Raw genomic sequence first — 21,529 nt, forward strand, 5'->3', positions numbered from 1 at the left:
GCGGGCTTCAATCCCATAACAGAATTTGCAGGTTCGACTTGACCGGTACGGTCAGGCCGCTGGTGCCACTCACCGGGGTTTGCGTGCCGCGCAACGGGTCGTAGAGGGTGGCATTGGTCAAGTTGGGCAAGTGCGCGCTGCCGCCTTCGGCCGACCAGAAGAACCACAGCTTGTGCCCATCGGCGCGGGTCCAGCCAATGCTGAACAGGCCGTCGGGCAAGCTGTCGGCGGTGGGCGGGTCGCCGGGGGTGAGTTGCGGGCCACTCACATCGAGGAAGTTCTTCAGCGCGGTGTAGGCCGGCTTGGGGTTCGCGTCGATATCCAGCAAGCCGTAATACTGGTCACGCACGCTGGCGCGCTGGTCGAGGTCGCTGAGGGTGAACAGGAAGATCTTGTCGTAATCCATCGCACTCATAAGCGCCACGCGCCGCACGATGTAGTCGGCCTGGCCCTGCTGGGTGATCAGGTCCTGGGCGTCCTTGGGCCCCGGGTAGGTCGACCAGCCCCATTCGGTGCTCCACAGGGTTTGCACGCCGCCGTTGCGCAACTCCTGGTTGAGCGTGGTGGTCTTGCTGATGAAATCCAGGTTGGACGGGTCGTTGCCTTCGGGCAGTTGGGTGTAGGGGTGATACGAGATGATGGTATTCAGGCTCGCCACACCGAGCGCGCCGAGGGCGCTGAGCATCGTCTGGCCGTTGGGCATCTCGCTGAAAAACGCCATGCCCGCCGCCACCACCGGTTTGTTTGCGTCTACGGCGCGCAACGCGGCGGCAGTGGCGGTGAGCAGGGTGGCGTAACCGGCCGGGTCGGCCACCGGGCGCCAGAAGCCGAGCAAATTGGGCTCGTTCCACACCTGCCAGGCATTCACGCTGGGGTAGCGCTGGGACAGCAACGCCATGCGGTTGGCAAACAGGTTCGGATCCTTGGGCGGGTACTGGTCCTGATAGGGCGCACCCACCGGCGCGGTGGTGGCGAAGGGCGCCGAGCCCACCAGGTAGAACACCGACTTGAGCTGGTTGGTTTGCAGGTTGCCCACCAGTTGGTCCAGCGTGGCGATCTGGTACTGGCCCTGCGCAGGTTCCAGCTGATCCCAATGCAGGTCCAGGCGCACCCACTCCAGGCCCAGCGCCTTGAGACGGTCGATCTGCTTCTGGTAGAGCGTGGGGCTGAACCACAGGAACTGCGCGTTCACCCCCAGGAAGTCTTTCCACACCACCACCTTGCTGCCTTTGAGCACATGGTTCTCAGCGTCGGCCTGGCGCCCCCACAGGAAGGCGGTCAGGCCCAGGGCGGCGATGACGGCAAGGGTGGCCAGATAGGTGCGTTTACGCGCCATAGGGAACTCCCGCAATCGCTTGCTCGAACAGCTGCTTGAACTTTTGCGCGGTCAGGGGCCACAGGCGTTCGCGGCCGATTTCCCCGGCGCGTTCCGCCCAGTCCCGAGCCAGCAACGGCGTGCGCGCCAGGCGCAATAACTGTTCGCTCAATGCCGCCACATCGCCCTCGGGGAAGATCGCACCGTTGCCGCTTGCCACCTCTTCGGCAAACGCGCGGGCGTTGGAGGTGATCGCGCCGCGCCCGCAGGCGGTGGCCCAGGACAACGCGCCACTGGTGCCACGCTGGCGGCCCAGCAGGCCGAGCTTTTTCGATTCACGGTACGGCAGCACCATCACATGGTGCGCCTGGATCGTCTGGGCAATTTCATCGGCGGGCAGGTTCAAACGCCAGTCGATCACACCCGTCAGGCCCAATTCGGCGATCTGGCTGTTCAGCTGCTCCAGGTAGTTGCCGCCCGCGCCGAACGCCATTTCAGGGGCGGTGCCCCCGGCCAGGGTCAGGCGCACACGGTCACGCAATTCGGGGGCGCTCTTGAAGACGTCGGCCAATGCCTGCAACAGGTCTTCAATGCCTTTGCCACGGTAGATAAAACCAAAATACAGCAGGTGCAAGGTGTCCAGCGAAGGCAGCGGTGCCGGAGGAATGGCCAGGTTGGCGTGGTTGATTACCGCCACCTTGCCGGCCGGCAGTTGCATGCGTTCGCTCAGGCAATCGGCGCCCAGGCGAGTGAGGGTGATCAGCCGCGTGAGGCCTTTGGCGACCTGGCGCTCTTCGCGCAACGTCAGCGGGTCGGCCAACACCACCGCTGCCTGGGGCAGCGGGCTGGGCAGGCGTTCCAGCAGGTTCAGCGGGAAGGGCAGGTGTTCGCGCCGCCACACAATGCGCTCCGGGTCATGCACGGTGGCGGTCAGCGGCAGGTTGGGGTAGGCCTTGCGCAGCTCGCGCAGGGCCAGGAACTCGCCGAGCCGCCCGCCGCCTAGCTCGGCGTGGACCAGGTCCACGCTCTGCCAGTCGAACCCGTCGATGGCGCGCTTGATCGCCTCGGTGCTGCCTTCGACGCCCGTCAACGGTGTCGCCACCGTCACGCCCACTTGCTCCAGGGCCGCCTTGAAATGGTTCGCGTAATCGGCGATCCCGTTTTTTTCCGGCGGCAGAGGGGCGAGCAGGGCGATGCGCATCAGAACGCCCCCCGGTACTTGGCGATGGTCCGAAGTACCTTGGCCGGTACTTCGAATTTGCGACGGTTGATGATGATGCCGTCCACCTTGCCGAACGCGGTGTTGAGGATCGACAGCGCATGTTCCACCACCGGCACCGTGCTCTTCTGGGCTTCCACCACCAGGCCGATCAGGTCGGCACGGCGCAGGGTGATAAACGCTTCGCGGTTGTCCAGTAACGCTGAAGCATCCAGCAGCACCACCTCACCCGGTTCGGCCGGCGCCGAGCCGCCAACACGCACATTGATGCCGTTCTCTTGCAGCAACAGGCGCAGTTGCTCGACCACGAAGGTCACGCCTTCGCCGTGGCGTGCTGAGGTCAGCCCGAGTGTCAGGCCATGGTCGGCAATGCGATCAGGCTGCAGCAGGCTGTACAGCCGATAGATGCTGGCGTTGAACGCGTTGGTGCTCTGCGCGGTGGTGGTGTCCAGTTCCGGCAGGGTGGTCCACAGCGGCAGGCCGAACTTGCGCTCCACCAGGCCACCGTCGTGAATACGCTGGTCCAGCAGGTAGCACAGGTAGATCACCAGCAGCCCGACGACGATGGCAAACGGGATCGCCAGCACCAGCATCACCAGGGTTTTCGGGAAGATGCGGCCCGGGTTCAGGGTGGCTTCTTCGATCACGGCGATGTTGCTGATCTGGCTGTTGTCCAGCTCACGGTCGATGCGCGATTTTTCCAGGTTGTCCACGTACAGCGCGTAGTTGCGCTCGGTGGTATTCAGCTCGCGGGAGAGGCGGGCCAGCTCCGGTTCAATCTCCAGCGCCTCCTTGCGTTGCGATTCCAGGTTCACCAGTTGTTTCTGTTGTTGAACCAACTGGGTGCGCAGCGCCAGGTTGTTGCTGGTTTCATCCAGCAGCACGCGCTGCAAGTGGATTTCCAGGGTGTTCGGCGCACGGTTTTCCGAGCTCTGCACGGTGTTGCTTTCACTGGCAACCTGCACCCGCATGGCCTGGATCGACGCATCCAGGGCTTTGACCGGCGGCGCGTTATCCGTGTAGGTGCGCATCATGTCGGCCTTTTCCAGCAGCTTCTGGTTGAGCAGGCGACGCAGGTCTTGCTGCTGCGGGTTGAGGGCGATCTGGCGAACCGTGGTCACTTCCTTGGGCTGGCCCTTGAGCTGCTCGCGGGTGCTGGCGATGGCGCTGTCGGAGGAGGCGATCAAACGCGTGGTGTTGAAGGTTTCGCCACGCAGCACGTTGATGCGCTCGGACAGGTCTTCCAGGCGGTCGGTGATGCTCGCCGCGCCGATCTCATTGAGGTGCGTGAGGATCTGCTGCTTGTAGCTCTTGATCTCGTTGGCGCTGGTGTTCACCTGGCCTTCGTAGAACGCGTACAGGCTCTTGCGGCCCAACGCCTCGGTGCGTTCGGCGATGTAGGTTTCGACCCAGTTCTTGACCACGGCCTGGGCGATTTCCGGGTCGCCCCACTTGAAGCTGATGTCCATCACCGTGGAGCCTGCGGCGTGGCTGACCTCGAAGTTCTTCTCAAGGCTGGCGGCCAAGCGTTCCACGGGCGTGGTCTTCTCGACGATGCCGACGGTTTCCAGCACCACGCGCAAGCCATCGAACACGCCACCGATACCGGCCTTGACGTAGTACTTGGTGCGCTTCCAGAAGCCCTCGGGTGGTGGGGCGTTTTCGATGATTTCCAGGTAGTGCTCGGCCACTGCGCGCACGATCGGGCGCCCGGTCAGCAGGCGCTCTTCGTCGACAATCGGGTCACGCTGGGTGCTGGGCATGACCAGCGCCTGGCGGTTGCTGATCTCGATCGGCAGGGTCGAGTCACGGCCTGGCTTGACCAGCAGGCGCGCGGTGGATTCGTACTTGGCCGGCAGCAGGAACGCCCCCAGCAGGATGATCACCAGCGCGGCAATCGCCGCCAGTTTGAACTCGTGCCGGAAGATGAAGAACAAGCGCAGAAGATCACGAAAAGAACGGATCTCGATCATGGGATGTCGCTCCTTTAGTTATTGCCGCCGCTGGTTCGGGTGTAGTTGTAGCCGACCCCGATGGACTTGGTGAATGGGATCAATTGGTTCAAGTAGGTATCCACTCCCTGGATGCGTTCGCCCACATTGGATTTAGGCACGAACACCACGTCGCCCCGTTGCAGGCGTACCGGTTTGCGCCCGTTGGGGCCGGGCCTGAGGTACTGGCTGAAGTCCAGGAAATAGGCGTGGTAGGCGCCCTGGGCATCTTCGCGCAGCAAGGCGACCATGCTGGCATCGCCCGCAGGGTTCACCCCACCGGCGCCAATGATGGCCTGCTCCAGGGTGTTGGCCGTGCCGATCTGCACCGCCGTCGGGTTGTTCACCGCGCCGCCGACGATCACCGAGTTACCCGGTGCCTGGTTGATGTTTACCGTCACCCGCGGTTCGCGGTAGACCGGGGCAAGCTTGTTGCTCAGCTCCGCCGCCAGCTCCGAAGGCTGGCGCCCGGCCACCTGGATCGGCCCCAGGAACGGGTAGTTGATCTTGCCGTCGGTTTGCACCGTGTACAGCGTCAGCTCGTAGATGGTGCTGACGTTGAACGCCGACAGCGTCGGCATCTCCCCGGCATCACGCACGATGCGCAGCTGGTCGCCGACGCGGATGCGCTCCACGGCCTGGGGCAGTTGTGCCAACTGTTCGAGGGCGCGCTTGCCGTCCTCGACGGCCTGGCCATCCGGCCGGACGATGCGCGCAGGGGTATTGCAGGCGGCCAAGGCAATCATGGCCAGGACGAGCAGGGTTCGTTTCATCAATTGGGACTTCCTGTTGGTCATGATGCTCACCTCCAATAACCGGGGAACATGCTGATGCGCCGCTTGAGGGCGAGGGGGAGCCGGCGTTCCAGATGGCCCAGCCGGTAGCCGAGCAACTTGAACGCGCTGCGCACCAGTACTTCGGGTACGCGGTGCAATGCACCGGCTGCGCGTAACGCCGCGAGCTCAGCCAGTACATAGCGTTTACCTTCACCGCCCGCGTCGCCAAAGGCCTGGCGGATCCATGGCTCGCGACCGTAGAACACGCCAATGTCGAAGTAGCGGTGAAACTCATCCATGAGTCGGTAATCGTGGGAGTGGTACACCCGCGCCGAAGCGGCGTAGCGCACCTTGTAGCCTTCAAGCAGCATGCGTGCGGCCACGTAGGCGTCTTCGCTGCCGATCACATCGGCAGGAAAACCACCCACCGCCTGCAAGGCGCTGCGCCGGTACACCGAAAACGAGTCAGAGCTGAAGCAGGTCTTGATCCCCAGTTCCGGTGCGTCGGCCAGGCTTTTGCTGCGGCTCTGGTCCGGGTAGTTGAAGTGCCGCGATTGCGCGCCCAGCACCCCGGCACCCGGGTGCGGCAACTGACGGCCGTAAGCCACGCCGTTGAGCGGGTCTTGCTGCAGTTCGTCGAGCAGGTTGGCGAAGGTGTCGGGGTCGGCCGGGATCGCATCCTGGGTCATCACGATCAAGGCCTCGCCATCGACCTGCTCGCTGGCCCAGCGCCGCGTGCCGCCGTGGTTGAAGTCACGGGCATCGATCACTTCGACCCGCGCGCCAAATTCGCGAAAGCGCGCCACGGTGTCATCGCTGGAGGCGCTGTCGACCACCAGCATCTCGTCCGGTTGCAGGCGCTGCATGTGCAGCGCAGGCAGCAGCCGCGCCAGGTGACTGGACGCATTGCGGGTCGGGATGATCAACGAGGTGCGCATATTATTTTTTCACGTCGAGGGGCGCACGCCCGTAGATGTCATCGAAGCGCACGATGTCGTCTTCGCCCAGGTACTCGCCGCTCTGCACCTCGATCATCACCAGGTCGATGATGCCGGGGTTGGTCAGGCGGTGCTTGTGCCCGGCCGGGATGTAGGTGGACTCGTTGGCGTTGATCAAGAATTCGCGCTCACCATTGGTGATCTGCGCAGCGCCGCTGACCACCACCCAGTGTTCGCTGCGGTGGTGATGCATCTGCAGCGACAACGACGCCTGGGGCTTGACCACGATGCGCTTGATCTTGAAGCGGCTGCTTTCCTCCAGCACGGTGTAGGTGCCCCACGGCCGGGTGACGGTGCGGTGCAGGCTGAACGCCGGGTGGTTCTGGCGTTTGAGTTCGGCCACGATGTAACGCACATCCTGGCTGCGGTTGGCATCGGCGATGAGCAGGGCGTCGGGGGTGTCGACGATGATCAGGTCACGCACACCGACGGCGCCGAGTACGCGCTTGGGCGAGTCGATGTAGCAGTTGTGCACATCATGCAAAATCGCCTCGCCATTGACCTGGTTGCCATGGGCGTCGCTCGGGGTGAGCTGGCGCAGGGCTTCCCAGGAACCAATGTCGCTCCAGCCGATGTCGCACGGCACTACCGCCACTTGTTTGGATTTTTCCATCAGTGCCACGTCGATGGAGATGTCCGGTGCGCTGCCAAAGGCTTCGGCCTCCAGCTCACGCTGGCGCGAGGTCTTGCTCTGCAGGCTCTGGCTGTGTTCCAGCGCTGCTTTTGCGGCACTGAGCACGTCCGGCGCATGGGTGGCCAGTTCATCCACCAGCGTACTGGCCTTGAAGCAGAACATGCCGGCGTTCCACAGGTGCTTGCCGCCGTCGAGGTAGGCCTGAGCGGTGGCCAGGTCGGGCTTTTCGACAAAGCGCTTGACCCGGTTGCCGGTGCCCAGCGCGTCACCTTTTTCGATGTAGCCAAAGCCGGTTTCCGGGTGGTCGGGCTGGATGCCGAAGGTCACCAGGTAGCCAGCCTCGGCGAGGTCGCGGGCCTGGGTCACGGCGTGGGCGAACGCCACTTCATTGAGGATCAGGTGGTCGGCGGGCATCACCAGCAGCTGGGCCTGGTCGCCGAAATGCTCCTGCACGTGCAACGCCGCAACCGCGATGGCCGCCGCGGTGTTGCGGCCGAACGGCTCCAGCAACAGGTCCAGGGGCAGGTGGGCCTTGTTCACCCCACGGTAGTCATCCAGGGTGCGAAACAGCAGGTCGCGGTTGGTCACCGTGAGCACGCTTTCCACGCCCGGCAACTTGGCGGCGCGCTGGAAAGTCTTTTGCAGCAGGCTCTGGCCGTCGCGCATGCGCATGAACGGCTTGGGCATGTTCTGCCGGGACACCGGCCACAGCCGAGTCCCCGAACCACCGGAAATAATGCAGGGAATCAATCCGTTGAGGGTATTCATCAATAGACCTCCTTGGTGGACAGGACGGCGGGGACCGTCATGAAGACGATGTACAAGTCAAACCACACCGACCACTTGGAGATGTACTCCAGGTCGTACTCGACACGTTTCTGGATTTTGAACAGGGTATCGGTCTCACCCCGGTAGCCGTTGATCTGCGCCCAGCCGGTGATGCCCGGCTTGACCCGATGCCGCGAGCTGTACTCGCTCACCGCCACTTCGAACGGAATGCCGGCGGCCTTGGTCGCCGTGGCATGGGGGCGCGGGCCGACCATGGACATGTTGCCCAGCAGCACGTTGAACAGCTGCGGCAGCTCGTCGATGCTGGTCTTGCGGATGATGCGGCCCACGCGGGTGATGCGCGGGTCTTGGCGGGTGGTCTGCTGCTCGGCGGTGAAGTCGCTCTGGTCGGTGAACATCGAGCGGAATTTGAACACGCGGATCTCGTTGTCGTTGTAGCCATAACGGTTCTGGCGGAACAGCACCGGGCCTTTGGAGTCGAGCTTGATCGCGATCGCCGTCGCCAGCATCACCGGGGACAGCGCCACCAGTGCCAGGCTGGCCAGCAGCAAGTCTTCACAACGCTTGATAAACGGCGACCAACCCCGCAGCGGCAACTGCGAGGTGTTGAACATCAGGATGCCGCCCACGTCGGTGATACGGCTGTGGCCGTAGCGCAGGGCCGCCATGTCGGGCACCAGCATCACGTTGACCGACATCTGCCGCAGGCGGTTGACCAGCCCATGGATGCGCTGCTCGGCGGCCCAGGGCAGGCAGATCATCACCTGGTTGACCTCTTCGGAGCGGATCAGCTTTTCCAAGTCGCGGGTATTACCCAGCAGCGGCAGGTTGCTCAGCTCCTTGGGAATGCGTTCGGTGCGGTCATCGATAAAGCCGATCAGGCCGGAGCGGATATCGCCGTTGCGTTGCAGGTGGTCGGCGACGTGCACGGCGGTGTCGGTGAAACCCAGGATCACCGTGCGTTGCAGGTATTTGCCCTTGCGCATCAGGTTGCGGTACAGGCGCAGCATCACCAGGCGCTCAACGCACAGCAAACCCAGACTGGCGAAGTACCAGGCGGCCAGGTTATGGGGGTTGAGTTGCGGGAACATCTGCAGGATCTGGTACATGAACAGCAGGATGCAAAACGCCGCGGTCCAGGCCACCACTTTGGTGCGCAGGCGCAGGCGATTGCTGAACAGCTCTTCGGAATAGATGCCCATGGCCTGGAACATAATGATGGTCATGACCGCGAAAAACAGCAGCAGACCGAGGAAATGAGGGCGCATTTCGGGGTCCATCGGGTCGAGGAAATACACCAGGACCAGCGGTGGCAAGATGGCCGTCAGGCCATGGATCAATTTGACGAAAACAACAAAGAACTCAACAAAACCGGCGCGCGTCAAAAACAGGCTATCGACTGACGACTTCTCTCGCATAAAACATCCCTCATTGCACTCCAGGCTCTCTGTTCGGCTGTTTGTTCAATAAGGCAGCGAACTGCTTTAGAGCGCGAGTCGAACTACGGCTACTCTGGGTAAAACGCAATTACTCCATCCTGGACGGAGGAAACCTGCGGGGTAGTGACTTAAGGAGTGTTCCTTTTTATTGCTCAGTCAACGAATTGACGATGGTGCGGAGGTGGCGTGCTAGACACATTAATTAATCTTTTTTGCGGCATTTTATTGACTTTCCTTGTCCGGACACTCGGTGATGGGGTGTGATTTTGAGTGTAGGAACAAATGTGAGAATTTTCCTGTTTAACCGGAAAACCTTTTTCGAATAGACGTAGGAAAGGGGGACAAAGAAGGGGTGGCAGGGCGCACTAAGTGCCCTGCCACTGGGGCTTTCGCGGGATCAGAAGTTGCCTTTTAAACTCACGGTGAAATTACGCGGTTCACCGTAGAAGTTGCCCCAGGAAGCGGTGCCCACGGTTTGGTAATAATTTTTATCGAACAGGTTGTTGCCATTCAACGCCAAGGTCCAAGTGTCGTCCACACGGTAGGCCAATCGTGCACTCCATATGGCGTAGCCGGGCTGTTCGAGCTTGATGCCCTGCAAGCGGTAATTGCTGCTCTGGGCATTCACACCGGTGCCGACACTCCACTTCGACAGGGCGCCGTCGAGCTGGTAGTCGCCCCACATCCGCAGCATGTGCCGTGGCACGTAGCTGTTGGACACACCACCCTCCACGGCGCTGTCGATATTCTTCAGCGATTTGGTCTGGGTGTAGGTGTAGCCACCGGAAACCTGCAGGCGATCGAGCAATTCGCCACTGACCTCGGCCTCGACGCCCTGCGCACGTACTTTGCCTTTATCGGTGTAGCAAAAGCCGTCGGCCGAACTGCCGCATTGGGTGGTGTAGTCGGTTTCGGCGCCGTTTTTCTCGACGGCACGGAACAGCGCCAGGGAGCTGTTGAGACGCCCATCGAACCATTCGCCCTTGATGCCCAGCTCATAGTTGTCACCGATCTTCGGCTTGAGCGCCGCGCCATCGACCGTGGCATAGGAGCTTTGCGGCTGGAAGATATCCGCGTAGCTGGCGTACACCGAAAGGTGTTCGTTGAGGTCGTAGATCACCGCTCCGAACGGGGTGACCTCACCGGTTTCCCGGGTGCGCGCATCCTGCACGGCCCACTCGCCCCAGGCCAGGTTATTGGACTGGCGCCGGTTCTCGTACCAGCTCACGCGGCTGCCGAGGATCACCATCAGCGGTTCGGCCAGGCGCAGGCGCAAGGTAGCGTAGGTACCGTATTGGGTGGCGGTTTCCTTAACCGTGCCGCCGCGGTACATGTTGGGCCAGAACGTGTCGTTGGCCGGTTCCGGGAAGTGGTGATCGGGCTGGTAGATGCTCTGGCGGGTGGGCAGGTTCTGGATCGCGTACACATCGTCCTGGGTGCCTCGGCTGCCGTTGGCGCCGATGATCAACTCGTGCTCGAGGCCAAAGGCTTCGAACTTGCCATCCACATAGGCATCGAGGCCGAAATCCCGGTGGTCGTAATCCATCAATGCCGCATACGAGTTGGCGGTAGGGACCGGGTTGCCGTAGGCGATCGTGCCTTCGCTGGCGGCATACTTGGTGTCTTGCAGGTTGCGGCTGTGCACCGCAGCGACTTTGATTTTCCAGTCATCGTTGAAGTGATGGGTGAGGTCGGCGAAGAACGTGGCGCGCCGGCTTTGCCAGTCGTTCCAGGCCTGGCCCAGGCAGGTGGAGCGGCTCAGGTGGGCGCTCTTGCCGTCGCTGTAGCGGGGCAGGCCGCCCCAGCAGGGTGTGGCGTCGACATCTTCATAGCTGGCGCCCAGGCCCAGGGTAGTGTCGGGGGTGAGGTCCATGTCCAGGGCGCCGTAGAAGGCCTGGTCCTGGCGCTTGTGGATGTCCATATAAGAGCCGCGATTCTGTTGGCTCACCGCCGCGCGGCCGCGCACGGTACCGCTTTCATTGAGCGGGCCACCGGTGTCGACGTCGGCGCGATAGTTGTCCCAGGTGCCGGCCGACAGGGACAGGCTGGTGGTGGGTTTTGCCTGGGGGCGCTTGCGCACGAAGTTCACCGCGCCACTGGCGGTGCCTGCACCCTTGAGCATGCCGGCTGCGCCCTTGAGGACTTCGACCCGGTCGTAGATGGCCATGTTGGCGGTGAAACTGTCGGCTTGGACGTAGTCCTTGCCGATGTCCAGCGGCACGCCGTCGTACTGGTACTGGCCGAGCATCTTGAAACCGCGGGAGTAGAAATATTTCCCTCCCATGGGCGATTCATAAGTGGTGATACCCGGGGTGCGCTCCATCACGTCGTCGATGGTGGTGACGTTTTGGTCGTCCATCAACTGGCGGGTCATCACACTCACCGACTGCGGTGTTTCCCGCAGGCTGTGTTCGCCTTTGCCGAGGGTGACGGCGCCCGTGGTGTAGGAACCGGTGCCGTCAGTAAGGGCGCCCAAGCGGTCGCCGGTCACGGTGGTGGCCCCCAGGTTCAAGGCGCCGGATTCGGCCAGTTGCGGCAACAACAGCCAGGTGGTGCTGCCTTGGCGCTGGGCTTGCAACCCCTGGCCGCGCAGCAGTTGGCCCAAGGCCTGTTCGCGGTCGAAGCTGCCGTCGAGGCCCTGGCTGGTTTTACCGGCAACGCTGGTGGCGTCATACGACAGGCTGATGCCGGCCTGGCGGGCGAACTGGTCAAGGGCGCTGGCCAAGGGGCCGGGGGCAATGTGCCAATCGCGCGCCTGGTTATCCGTGGCCGAGGCCTGGGCCATTACGGCCGGGGGCAGGGCGCAGGCGCCCAGGCAGGCGCCGAGCAAGGCGGCCTGCACGGCGCGCTTGAGAGGGGAACGTGGGGAGGGGAACGCTTGCATGACCGCGGGGTGCTCCTGAAAGAAGGGGATGGAACCGGCCTGTTAATCGGCCTTTCCTTACAGGTCGAACGGCAATGCGAATTCACCTCATTTATTTTTTGGACATTAAACCCGGGGTGTAACGGTGACCCAGAAACGGCTGCGATAGTTGAGGCTCACCGGCAGCGATTGCGCCACCAGTGTCAGCACTTGGTCGGTGTCCGCCAGTTGGTAGGTGCCCGACACCCGCAACCCGGCGACCGCCTCACTGCAGCGCACCAAGCCGTTGCGGTAGCGGGCCAGTTCGGTGAGGAAGTCGTCCAGGCGCATGTTGTGTGCGCTGATCACGCCATCGCTCCAGGCCCAAGGGTCCAGGCCGTTGGCGAGGGGGGCGTAGAGGCCGTTCGGGTTGAACAGGATGTGTTCGCCTGGTTTGAGTAGTTGGCGGGCATGGGGGCTGTTGCTGTGGGCGTACACCGCCACCTCGCCCTGTTGCACGGCGAGCAGGGTGCCTTTGGATTCCTCGCGCACCAGGAAGCGACTGCTGAGGGCGCGCAGGTATCCGTCGCGTGTCTGAACCCAGAACGGTCGGCTATCGGTGCCGGTGTGTACCAGCATCTCGCCCTGGCGCAGGTGTACCTGTCGCCGTTGCGCGTTGAACGTCGTGTCGATGGCCGTGGCGCTGTTGAGCAGGATATTGCTGCCATCGCTTAATGCTACCCAGCGTTGCTCGCCGGTTGCGGTGCGATGGTCGGCCATCAGGGCGGGCAGGGGCGTGTAGTCGCGACCGAACCACGCCAGCCCCGTCGCACCGGCAAACAGGCCCAGCAGCTTCAGGCCCTCGCGGCGGCTGATGCGTTGGCGTGCGCCATCGAGGGTGTGCCGACCAAGCTGCGCGGGCAGACGGCTGAAATCATCATTCATTGTCGCCACGCGTTGCCACACCCGCTGGTGCTCGACGCTGGTTTGCAGCCATTGTTCGAATGCGGCGGTGCTGGCGTCATCGGCAATGTTGAAACGCAGCGTGATCATCCACTGGATAGCCTGGTCTACCAGGCGCGGGTCAGCATTCGGCATAGCGCAACCGATAGCAGGCGTGCAGTGCCTTGGACAAGTCACGTTCCACCGTCGCCCTGGACACGCCCAGGCGCAGGGAGATTTGCGCGCAGGTCAGGCCGTCCAGTTGCGCCAGCAAAAACGCTTCGCGCACCCGTGGCTTGAGCTGGTCGAGCAGGCGGTCGATGCGCTCCAGGCTGTCGAGGATCAGCAACCGGGTTTCTTCCGAGGGCACCTCGACTTCCGGGAAGTGGGCGAGGCTCTCGAGGTAGGCTCGTTCCAGCTCGCGACGACGATACTGATCGATCATCAGGCAGCGCGCGATGCTGCTCAGGTAGGCGCGCGGCTGCTGCAACGTCTGTTGTTTGCGTGCGTTAAGCAGGCGCACGAAGGTTTCCTGGGCCAGGTCGGCGGCGTGTTCACGGCAGCCGGTGCGACGACTCAACCATCCGCGCAGCCAGGTGTGGTGGGTATGGTAGAGCTGGCCGATGGCGGCATGATCCAGAGGGTGGTCGCTCGACATGGAGGTCCTGGCACAACAGGCTTAATTGATAATGTTTCGCATTCTAAGCGTGACTTATGGCAATGAGCAATCAGCCATGAACAATGTATCCAGCACAATTTTTTGTTTGCCCCACGTGTGCGGATTAATCTCCGGGGTTTCTCGGTGGAGGGCTTGAGCATGATCGACCTGGCGACCCTGGCGGTGTTTTGCGGTGCAGTCTTGTTGCTGCTGTTATCGCCGGGGCCGAACATGGCCTTTGTGATCAGCCACGGTGTTTCCCACGGCTGGCGCGGTGGCATGGCCGCGGCCCTGGGCATCAGCGTGGCCGACCTGCTGCTGACGGCGTTGACCGCCACGGGCGTGACGGCGCTGGTGGCAAGTTGGCCGCCGTCCTTTGATCTGATCCGGTATGCGGGAGTGGTCTACTTGCTGTGGCTGGTGTTCAAGACCTTGCAGAAAAGCCCTGCGCCGGGTACTGATCAGGTCAACCCTGTGCCACTTGGGCGGGTGTTTATGCACGCCACGCTCAACAGCCTGCTCAACCCGAAGGCGTTGTTGTTTTTTGTGGTGTTCCTGCCCCAGTTCGTGCAACCGCAGGCGGGGCCCATTGCCCTGCAATTGTTGATGCTCGGCGGGGTGCTGACGTTGATTGCCACGGTGTTTCACAGCGTGTTGGGCATGTTCGGTGGCGCGTTGAGCCGGTTCTTTTCCAGCCGCTCCCAAAGCGCCTGGCTGCAAAAATGGGGGCTGGCGACCGTGCTGATGGTGCTCGCGGCGCGATTGGCGTTGATGTCCCGCCCAACCTGACCCGGCAAAACCTGGCCGCCGCGACCCCCCTGTAGGAGCCGGCTTGCCGGCGATCGCGGTATATCAGTTTCAGAGAGGCTCGCTGACGTTACGCCATCGCCGGCAAGCCGGCTCCTACAGGTGTTGTCAGCCCAGACGCGCAGCGGCCCGTGCGACGATTTCGCCACGGGTCTTGCGCGATTCGGCGGTGCGTTTGCGTGCTTCTTCCAGCACATGCTTGGGCGCGGTCTCAGGGCTGCCCGAATCGAACGGCGGCGCCGGTGCGTATTCAATCTGCAATTGCACCAGTTGCGCGGCCGCTTCGCTGTACAGCTCGGCCGCCAGGGTCAGGGCAAAATCGATCCCGGCGGTGATGCCGCCGCCGGTCAGCAGGTTGCCGTCACGCACCACGCGCGCCTGCACCGGGATCGCGCCGAGCGGGGCGAGCAGGTCGTGGTAAGCCCAATGGGTGGTGGCTTTGCGACCGCGCAGCAAACCTGCTGCACCCAGCACCAGCGAACCGGTGCACACCGAAGTCACGTAGCGCGCGGTCTGTGCCTGGGCCTTGAGGAAGTCCAGGGTGTGCGGGTCTTCCATCAGCGCACCCACGCCGGAACCACCCGGTACGCAGATCACGTCCAAGTTTGGGCTCTCGGCATAGGTCATCGTCGGGGTGAACACCAACCCGGTGCTGGACGTGACGGGCGCCAGGTCCTTCCACACCAGGTGCAGCTTCACGTCGGGCAATGAGCCGAGCACGTCATACGGGCCGGTGAGGTCGAGTTGCTGGATACCGGGAAACAACAGAAAGCCGATCTGCAAGGTCATGAATGAAGCTCCGATAAAGGGGTGGACGGCTTTACTGTAGAGGCCTAGGCTTTGGCGAATACGCCATTGAACCCACAAATCACGCCAATCATGCCCCGACTCATCCACGTACTCGCTTTCGACAATGCCCAGGTGCTCGACGTAACCGGGCCCCTGCAAGTGTTCGCCTCCACCAATGACCTGGCACGCCAACGCGGGTTGCCGCTGCCCTACGCGGTGTCGGTGATCGCCGCTCAATCAGAGCCGGTGAAAACCTCGGCTGGCCTTGCCCTGGTGGCCGAGCCGCTACCCGCCGTCGACCAGCCTTGTGACACCCTGGTGATCGCCGGTGGCTGGGGCGTGTACGGCGCTGCCGAAGACACGGCGCTGGTCGACTGGGTACGCGAAAAGGCCCGGCATACCCGGCGCATGGCGTCGGTGTGCACCGGTGCGTTCCTGCTGGCGGCCAGTGGTTTGCTCGACGGTTGCCGCGTGGCCACCCACTGGACGCGCTGCGAAGAACTGGCGCGCAAGTTTCCGTTGCTGACGGTGGAGTCCAACCCGATCTTCATCCGGCAAGGCGCCATCTGGACGTCAGCCGGTGTCACCGCAGGCATTGACCTGTGCCTGGCGCTGGTGGAAGAGGACATGGGACGCGCCATCGCCCTGGAAGTGGCGCGGCACCTGGTGGTGTTTCTCAAGCGCCCAGGTGGCCAATCGCAATTCAGCGTGGCGCTGTCCCTGCAAAAGGGCGACAGCCGTTTTGCCCAGCTGCACGCCTGGATGGCAGAAAACCTCACCCTCGACCTCAACATCGCCACCCTGGCCGCCCAGGCGGGCATGAGTGAGCGCAGCTTTGTGCGCCACTACCGCGCCGAGACCGGCCAGACCCCGGCACGGGCCGTCGAGCTGATCCGCGTGGAAACTGCACGCCGGCAATTGGCGGACAGCAGCGCCTCGATCAAACGCATCGCCGTGCAGTGCGGTTTCGGCTGTGAAGAAACCTTGCGCCGCAGCTTTCTGCGGACCTTGTCGGTGACGCCCCAGGCCTACCGCGAGCGTTTTTCACCGGTGGCGTAGGCACGTAATGCCTGCAGCGCTTCAAGGGTGATCTGCGGCGCTTCCTGGAACACATTGTGGCCAACGCCGGGCAGCACCTGGCGGCGATAAAAGCCGGTGAAGTGGTCCACGTCGTCATCTTCCACCGGCGCAGGGCCCACGCCATCGTCGGCGCCGCACAAGGAAATGCTTGGCACCGTAATCGGCGGTTTCAGCGCCAGGGCTTGTTCAATGGGCTCCAAGGCCGGGTCGCCCGGGGCGTACATGAAACGGTGGCGGTACGAATGAATCACCACCTCGACAAAATCCGGGTTATCGAACGACGGCGCCGTCTTGGCATACAACCCCGGGCCCTCGGCCCAGGTCGGCGACCACAAGCGCCACAACAGCTCACACAACTCGCGGCGGTTGGCGGTCAAGCCGTCCACGCCGCGCTGTGTATGAAAGTAGAACTGGTACCACAGCCGATGCTCCGTCTCCGGCGCCCTGGGCTTGAGTGACTTGGCAATGTCCTGGATGTTGTAGCCGTCCCCGGTCACCAGCGCACGCACCCGCTGCGGCCACAGCGCCGCGACGATGCACGCCGCACGCCCACCCCAGTCAAAGCCGACAAGGGTGGCTTGGGGGATCGACAGTGCATCCATGAAATCCAGCAAATCCGTGGCCAGCGCCGCCTGTTGCCCGGAGCGCATGACCTGCTCACTGACAAACCGCGTCGGGCCATACCCGCGCAAGTACGGCACCAGCACCCGGTAGCCACGCTCGGCCAGCACCGGCGTGATCTCGTCATAGCCACGCGGGTCATAGGGAAAACCATGCAGCAGGATCACCGGCTCGCCACTGGCGGGACCGTGGGCCTCATACGCCACATTGAGCATCGGGGTACGGACATAAAGCCGCGAAGCAGTTGGACTCATGGTGGGCTCGAACGCAGTAGCCGAAGGTGTACAGACTTTAGCCCAAACCAATGACGGCGCGTGGTGCGGTTTAAGGCAGGGGGGTTACTTGTCTAGGCCCACTTGGCGTAATCCGATGCAATTACCCCAAGGGTCGCGCACTTGGCATATCCAATCGCCGCCCTCGATGGCAAGCGGGCCGCGATACAGCGTCGCGCCCAGGCCCTGTAACCGTTGTACCGCCAGGGGCAGGTCTTCCACTTGCCAATACACCACCGATCCCGCCGCTCCGCACGCCACCTTGCTGTCGGCATTGACAATCTCGAGCGCTACGCCTTCCACGTCCAGATGACCAAAGTCATCGGGCTCGTGATAAATACGCTTGGCCGAGGGAAAGGCACCTGCATACCACGCGGTTGCCGTACTCCAGTCAGGGACATGGATCAGCACAGAAATAATGGGCATCAACCGAATAGTGCCTGCGTTGGCCGGAAGGGTAGGTGGACATCTACTTGAATTCGAGCGGTCATGTTCTTTCCTTCGAATGCCGGGCGCGGTGAATGGCATCGCTATCCTTATGTACAGCCTATTTTTTGTCTAGCCACTCACGCCCCAACAGCCCCAACACCATGAGGTCATGTCGCTGGCCTTGCCAGAAACCGGCTTCTCGCAATGTTCCTTCAAGGGCGAAGCCCAGGCCTTGCAATAAGGCGAGGGAGGCTATGTTTTGTGGATGCACCAGGGCTTCCACACGATGCAATTGCAGGTGAGAGACCCCCCAATCGAGGATCGCCCGCAGCGCTTCGCTCATCAAACCCTGGCCACGGGCTGCAGGCGCCAGTTCGAAGGACAGGGCGCAGCTGTTCCAACTGCGGTTCCATTTGAAGAGGCCGCAGCTGCCGATCAAGTTGCCCGCATGCTCGATTCCCCATCGTGTGCCGGGGGTGGGCTGGGTGCGCCATTGGGCAAAGGTCTCGATCAGGGCCTGGGCTTGGGCAGGGTGGGTCATGGGCTCTGCGCCGAACCAGCGCATGTGGTCGCTATCACTGTGAATGGCAAACAAGGCTGGCGCGTCGCTCGCCACCAATTCCCGCAGAGACAGGCGTTGCGTCGAAAGCGTGGGAAAAGGGCTCATGGGGTTATCGCTGCGATGACCTGATCGCGATCCACCACCTTTCCAAAATGATGCCGCCACAAATCCACCCCCAATTTTCCCGACCGATCCAGCGACGACCCCACCGTCAAATCACTGATCAACGTCGGCTGCAACCCGGCATCAAACAACGCAAAACCCGCCGCCAGCACACAGGTGTCGGTCTGGATGCCACACACCAACACACGTTCAGGCGCCAGGCTTTTGAGGTAGGCGATCGTCTCGGGTGTGGGCGCATAACCGTGCTTGATGAAGATGCGATCCGCCGCAATCAGGCTGTGGTCGTCCGGTGCGGGCTGCCAGCCCAGTTGGCGGGCGAAGGGGGTGATGCTTTCGTCGTGACGTTCCACGGTGGCCACCGACGGCAAGTGGCCGAGCAGGGCGTTGATGCCGTCGATTAGCCACGCGGGCGGATTGAAGGACGGTTGCACGTCGATGATCAGCAGTACCTGGCGCATTGCAGCTCCTTAGGGCGGCCCGAGGGGCTGCCCATTGTGCACAGGCCGCCTCAGGGTTGCCAGGTGGTCTTCTCCCCGCTGAGTTTGCGGTCCAGAAAGGTCGCCGCGCTGATCAATGCCAAATGGCTCAAGGCCTGGGGCGTGTTGCCCAGGTGCCGGGCCTGGCTGTCGAACTCTTCGGCGTACAAGCCCAAGGGGTTGGCGTAGCGCAGCAACTGCTCGAACTCCAGGTGAGCCTTTTCCACTTGCCCGGCGCGGGCCAGGCATTCGACGTACCAGAACGAGCAGGCGGCAAACGCGCCTTCGGTGCCTTGCAGGCCGTCGATCTGGCTGTCGTCGTTGCGGTAGCGGTAGACCATGCCGTCGCGCACCAGGCTTTTCTGGATCGCTTCCAGTGTGCTCAACCAACGCGGGTCGGTGGCTGCGACAAAGCGCACCAACGGCATCAGCAACATCGAACCGTCTAGCGCCGTGCTGCCGATGTGCTGCACGAAGTGGCCGCGTTCTTCATTCCAGAAATTGCTCCAAATGTCGGCATAGATGGCTTGGCGCGTTTCATCCCAGCGGGCGAAAGGGGCGGGCAGCGAGCGTTTGGACGCCAGGCGGATCGCACGGTCCAGCGCCACCCAGCACATCAGTCGCGAGTGCAGGAAGTGATGCTGTTCGCCGCGCATTTCCCAGATGCCCACGTCCTGTGTGTTCCAGATCTCGCAGACCTGGTCGGCGACTTCCACCGTGTGTTTCCAGCCCTGGTGGGAGATGGCTTCGCCGTACTTGTTGACCAGGTACACCGCGTCCATCAGCTCGCCGTAGATATCGAGTTGGATCTGGTCGAACGCCTCATTGCCGATGCGTACCGGCTGGGCGCCGCCGTGGCCACTCAGGTGCGCAAGCGTGGCTTCGGGCAGCTCCTGGCGGCCGTCGATGCCGTAGAGGATGTTGATTTTGGTCGGCTGGCCACAGCAGTCGCTGACCCGGCCCTTGAGCCAGCGCATATAGGCGTTGGCTTCCTCGACAAAGCCCAGGCGCATGAACGCATACACCGTGAATGAGGCGTCGCGGATCCAGGTGTAGCGGTAGTCCCAATTGCGCTCGCCGCCGGGCGTCTCGGGCAGGCCGAACGTGGCAGCGGCGATGATCGCGCCGTGCTTGCGCGAGGTCAGCAGCTTGAGCGCCAGGGCCGAGCGGTTGACCATTTCACGCCAACGCCCACGGTAGTTGGATTGGGCGATCCAGCCGCGCCAGAACTTCAAGGTGTGCGCCAGGGCGAGGTCGGTGCAGCGGCTGTCGACGCGTTCGTCGTCTTCACCGCCGAGCACAAACTCGGCGCCTTCGTCCTGGGCCAGGGTGAAGGTGGCGACGGCTGCGTCGTCTTCGATCTGCAACGGCTGGCTGCTGGCGAGGAGGAGGCCGGGTTGGCTGTCGGCAGTGAACAGCACCTTGGCGTCCACGGCGCTGGCTTGGGTAGGCGTGCGCGCATAGTCATGACGCACGGCGCAACGCAGGTGGATCGTCGCCTTGCCGCTGACCACCCGTACCCGCCGCACCAGCAGCGGCAGGTCGTCGATGTCCTCGCTGATCACCAGCAAGTCGGTGATTTCCACCACGGCTGCATCGCTGAGCCAACGGGTTTGCAGCACGTTGGTGTCGGGCAGGTAGATCTGCTCGCGGCGAGCGTTGGGCAGGTCAGGGGTGAGCTGGAAGGCACCGGCCTGAGGCGTGTCCAGCAGCGAACAGAAGATCGACGGGCTGTCGAATTCCGGCCAGCAGAAGAAGTCGATGCTGCCCTTGTCGTTGACCAGCGCGGCACTGCGCATGTCGCCGATGATGCCGTGGGCATCGATGGCACTCTGAGGTTCGTTGTTGAAATCAACCATTGCCACGGAACTCCGGATACAGGCTCATGCCGCCATCGATGAACAGGGTGCTGCCCACCACATAATCAGAAGCATCGCTGGCCAGCCAGACCACCGCGTTGGCGACGTCTTCGACATCGCCCACACGACCGTAGGGGATCAGCTTGAGCAGTTCTTTTTCGGCTGCGCCTTCGGTGGCGGCGCGGTTGATTGCGGTACGGATCGCCCCGGGCGCAATGCCGTTGATGCGGATACGTTGTTCGCTGACTTCCTGGGCGAGGGTGCGCATCAACATTTCCACGCCGCCTTTGGACGCCGCGTAATTCACGTGCCCGGCCCAGGGGATCACCTGGTGCACCGAACTCATGTGGATGATCTTGCCGGCCGCCCGCGACACACCGTCACGCACACCCTGGCGATTGAAGATACGCACGGCGGCGCGGGCGCACAGGAACTGGCCGGTGAGGTTGACGCCGATCACGGTGTTCCAGTCGTCGAGCGTCATGTCGACCAGGTTGGCGTCTTTCTGCAGGCCGGAATTGGCCACCAGGATATCCAGGTGGCCGAAGGCATCGAGGGTTTGAGCGAACAGGCGTTCGACGTCGGCCTCTTTGGACACGTCGCCACCAAGGGCGATTGCCCGCCCGCCGCTGGCGTTGATCTGCGCCGCCAGGGCTTCTGCCGGCGCTGCCTGGGAGTTGTAATTGAGCACCACCGCCGCGCCGGCTTCGGCCAGGGCCTTGGCCGCGCCTGCGCCGATGCCGGAACTGGCGCCGGTGACCAGGGCCACTTGTTGCTGCAACGAAATCTGCATCGCCCACCCACCGTTTTATGAGAGTCCTTTCAGCTGACTGGTGCGGCGCCGTGGAAGTTCACCGCCCGGTTCAAACGGCATATCCCGCCTGAGTTTCTGGATCTTCAGTGTTCGT

The 21,529-nt window shown here is 62.9% G+C and carries 19 protein-coding genes; 2 read left to right on the plus strand and 17 right to left on the minus strand.

Features of this window, described 5'->3' with window-relative positions:
• Positions 1-7: 7 nt before the first annotated feature.
• The 10 genes from AC07OV_RS19725 to AC07OV_RS19770 all read right to left on the minus strand — a co-directional run bounded on the left by AC07OV_RS19725 (position 8) and on the right by AC07OV_RS19770 (position 13,603).
• The gene (locus tag AC07OV_RS19725) at positions 8-1,336 is read right to left on the minus strand and encodes a cellulase family glycosylhydrolase (RefSeq protein ID WP_495092810.1); all 1,329 of its coding nucleotides are present in this window, start codon (positions 1,334-1,336) and stop codon (positions 8-10) included.
• Positions 1,326-2,516 (minus strand): glycosyltransferase, encoded by a 1,191-nt coding sequence (locus AC07OV_RS19730; RefSeq protein WP_495092811.1) that lies wholly within the window; start codon positions 2,514-2,516, stop codon positions 1,326-1,328. Before AC07OV_RS19730 ends, AC07OV_RS19725 begins: the two co-directional genes overlap by 11 nt.
• Complete coding sequence (locus AC07OV_RS19735; RefSeq protein WP_495092812.1) at positions 2,516-4,507, minus strand: GumC family protein; 1,992 nt, start codon at positions 4,505-4,507, stop codon at positions 2,516-2,518. Before AC07OV_RS19735 ends, AC07OV_RS19730 begins: the two co-directional genes overlap by 1 nt.
• A 14-nt stretch (positions 4,508-4,521) precedes the next feature.
• Positions 4,522-5,298 (minus strand): polysaccharide biosynthesis/export family protein, encoded by a 777-nt coding sequence (locus AC07OV_RS19740; protein WP_176999340.1) that lies wholly within the window; start codon positions 5,296-5,298, stop codon positions 4,522-4,524.
• 29 nt (positions 5,299-5,327) lie between these two features.
• A complete protein-coding gene (locus AC07OV_RS19745; protein ID WP_495092813.1) occupies positions 5,328-6,239 on the minus strand; it encodes a glycosyltransferase family 2 protein in 912 nt (303 codons plus the stop codon).
• Between the two features lies 1 nt (position 6,240).
• Positions 6,241-7,701, minus strand: a complete 1,461-nt coding sequence (locus tag AC07OV_RS19750) for a mannose-1-phosphate guanylyltransferase/mannose-6-phosphate isomerase (protein WP_495092814.1) — start codon at positions 7,699-7,701, stop codon at positions 6,241-6,243.
• On the minus strand, positions 7,701-9,140 hold the full coding sequence (locus AC07OV_RS19755; RefSeq protein ID WP_176999337.1) for an undecaprenyl-phosphate glucose phosphotransferase: 1,440 nt from the start codon (positions 9,138-9,140) through the stop codon (positions 7,701-7,703). Before AC07OV_RS19755 ends, AC07OV_RS19750 begins: the two co-directional genes overlap by 1 nt.
• A 418-nt stretch (positions 9,141-9,558) precedes the next feature.
• Positions 9,559-12,045, minus strand: a complete 2,487-nt coding sequence (locus AC07OV_RS19760) for a TonB-dependent siderophore receptor (protein ID WP_495092815.1) — start codon at positions 12,043-12,045, stop codon at positions 9,559-9,561.
• A gap of 105 nt (positions 12,046-12,150) precedes the next feature.
• Positions 12,151-13,101, minus strand: coding sequence for a FecR domain-containing protein (locus AC07OV_RS19765; RefSeq protein ID WP_495092816.1), 951 nt, complete (start codon positions 13,099-13,101; stop codon positions 12,151-12,153).
• The gene (locus AC07OV_RS19770) at positions 13,088-13,603 is read right to left on the minus strand and encodes a sigma-70 family RNA polymerase sigma factor (protein WP_495092817.1); all 516 of its coding nucleotides are present in this window, start codon (positions 13,601-13,603) and stop codon (positions 13,088-13,090) included. Before AC07OV_RS19770 ends, AC07OV_RS19765 begins: the two co-directional genes overlap by 14 nt.
• Before the next feature lie 159 nt (positions 13,604-13,762).
• Here AC07OV_RS19770 and AC07OV_RS19775 point away from each other — a divergent pair, with 159 nt between their 5' ends.
• Positions 13,763-14,392, plus strand: coding sequence for a LysE family translocator (locus tag AC07OV_RS19775; RefSeq protein ID WP_495092818.1), 630 nt, complete (start codon positions 13,763-13,765; stop codon positions 14,390-14,392).
• 126 nt (positions 14,393-14,518) lie between these two features.
• On the opposite strand, the gene inhA is transcribed toward AC07OV_RS19775, so the two are convergent.
• Entirely contained in the window at positions 14,519-15,199 is a 681-nt protein-coding gene (gene inhA / locus AC07OV_RS19780) for an isonitrile hydratase (protein ID WP_495092819.1), read from the minus strand.
• A 90-nt stretch (positions 15,200-15,289) separates the two neighbouring features.
• Between inhA and AC07OV_RS19785 the strand changes: the two genes are divergently transcribed.
• Positions 15,290-16,258, plus strand: a complete 969-nt coding sequence (locus AC07OV_RS19785; protein WP_495092820.1) for a GlxA family transcriptional regulator — start codon at positions 15,290-15,292, stop codon at positions 16,256-16,258.
• On the opposite strand, the gene AC07OV_RS19790 is transcribed toward AC07OV_RS19785, so the two are convergent.
• From AC07OV_RS19790 to AC07OV_RS19815, 6 genes are all read right to left on the minus strand, one after another.
• Positions 16,228-17,154: an alpha/beta fold hydrolase gene (locus AC07OV_RS19790; RefSeq protein ID WP_495092821.1), complete on the minus strand. Its 927-nt coding sequence runs from the start codon at positions 17,152-17,154 to the stop codon at positions 16,228-16,230. The two genes, AC07OV_RS19785 and AC07OV_RS19790, sit on opposite strands and share 31 nt — an antisense overlap.
• A gap of 84 nt (positions 17,155-17,238) precedes the next feature.
• Positions 17,239-17,598 (minus strand): VOC family protein, encoded by a 360-nt coding sequence (locus AC07OV_RS19795; RefSeq protein ID WP_495092822.1) that lies wholly within the window; start codon positions 17,596-17,598, stop codon positions 17,239-17,241.
• Positions 17,599-17,719: 121 nt separating this feature from the next.
• The gene (locus tag AC07OV_RS19800; RefSeq protein ID WP_495092823.1) at positions 17,720-18,268 is read right to left on the minus strand and encodes a GNAT family N-acetyltransferase; all 549 of its coding nucleotides are present in this window, start codon (positions 18,266-18,268) and stop codon (positions 17,720-17,722) included.
• A complete protein-coding gene (locus AC07OV_RS19805; protein WP_495092824.1) occupies positions 18,265-18,744 on the minus strand; it encodes a cysteine hydrolase family protein in 480 nt (159 codons plus the stop codon). Before AC07OV_RS19805 ends, AC07OV_RS19800 begins: the two co-directional genes overlap by 4 nt.
• A 50-nt stretch (positions 18,745-18,794) precedes the next feature.
• Positions 18,795-20,621, minus strand: coding sequence for a glycoside hydrolase family 15 protein (locus tag AC07OV_RS19810; protein WP_494997030.1), 1,827 nt, complete (start codon positions 20,619-20,621; stop codon positions 18,795-18,797).
• Positions 20,614-21,414, minus strand: a complete 801-nt coding sequence (locus AC07OV_RS19815; RefSeq protein WP_494997031.1) for a glucose 1-dehydrogenase — start codon at positions 21,412-21,414, stop codon at positions 20,614-20,616. Before AC07OV_RS19815 ends, AC07OV_RS19810 begins: the two co-directional genes overlap by 8 nt.
• Positions 21,415-21,529: the final 115 nt, after the last annotated feature.

Source organism: Pseudomonas sp. GW821-FHT09A09 (assembly GCF_059418405.1).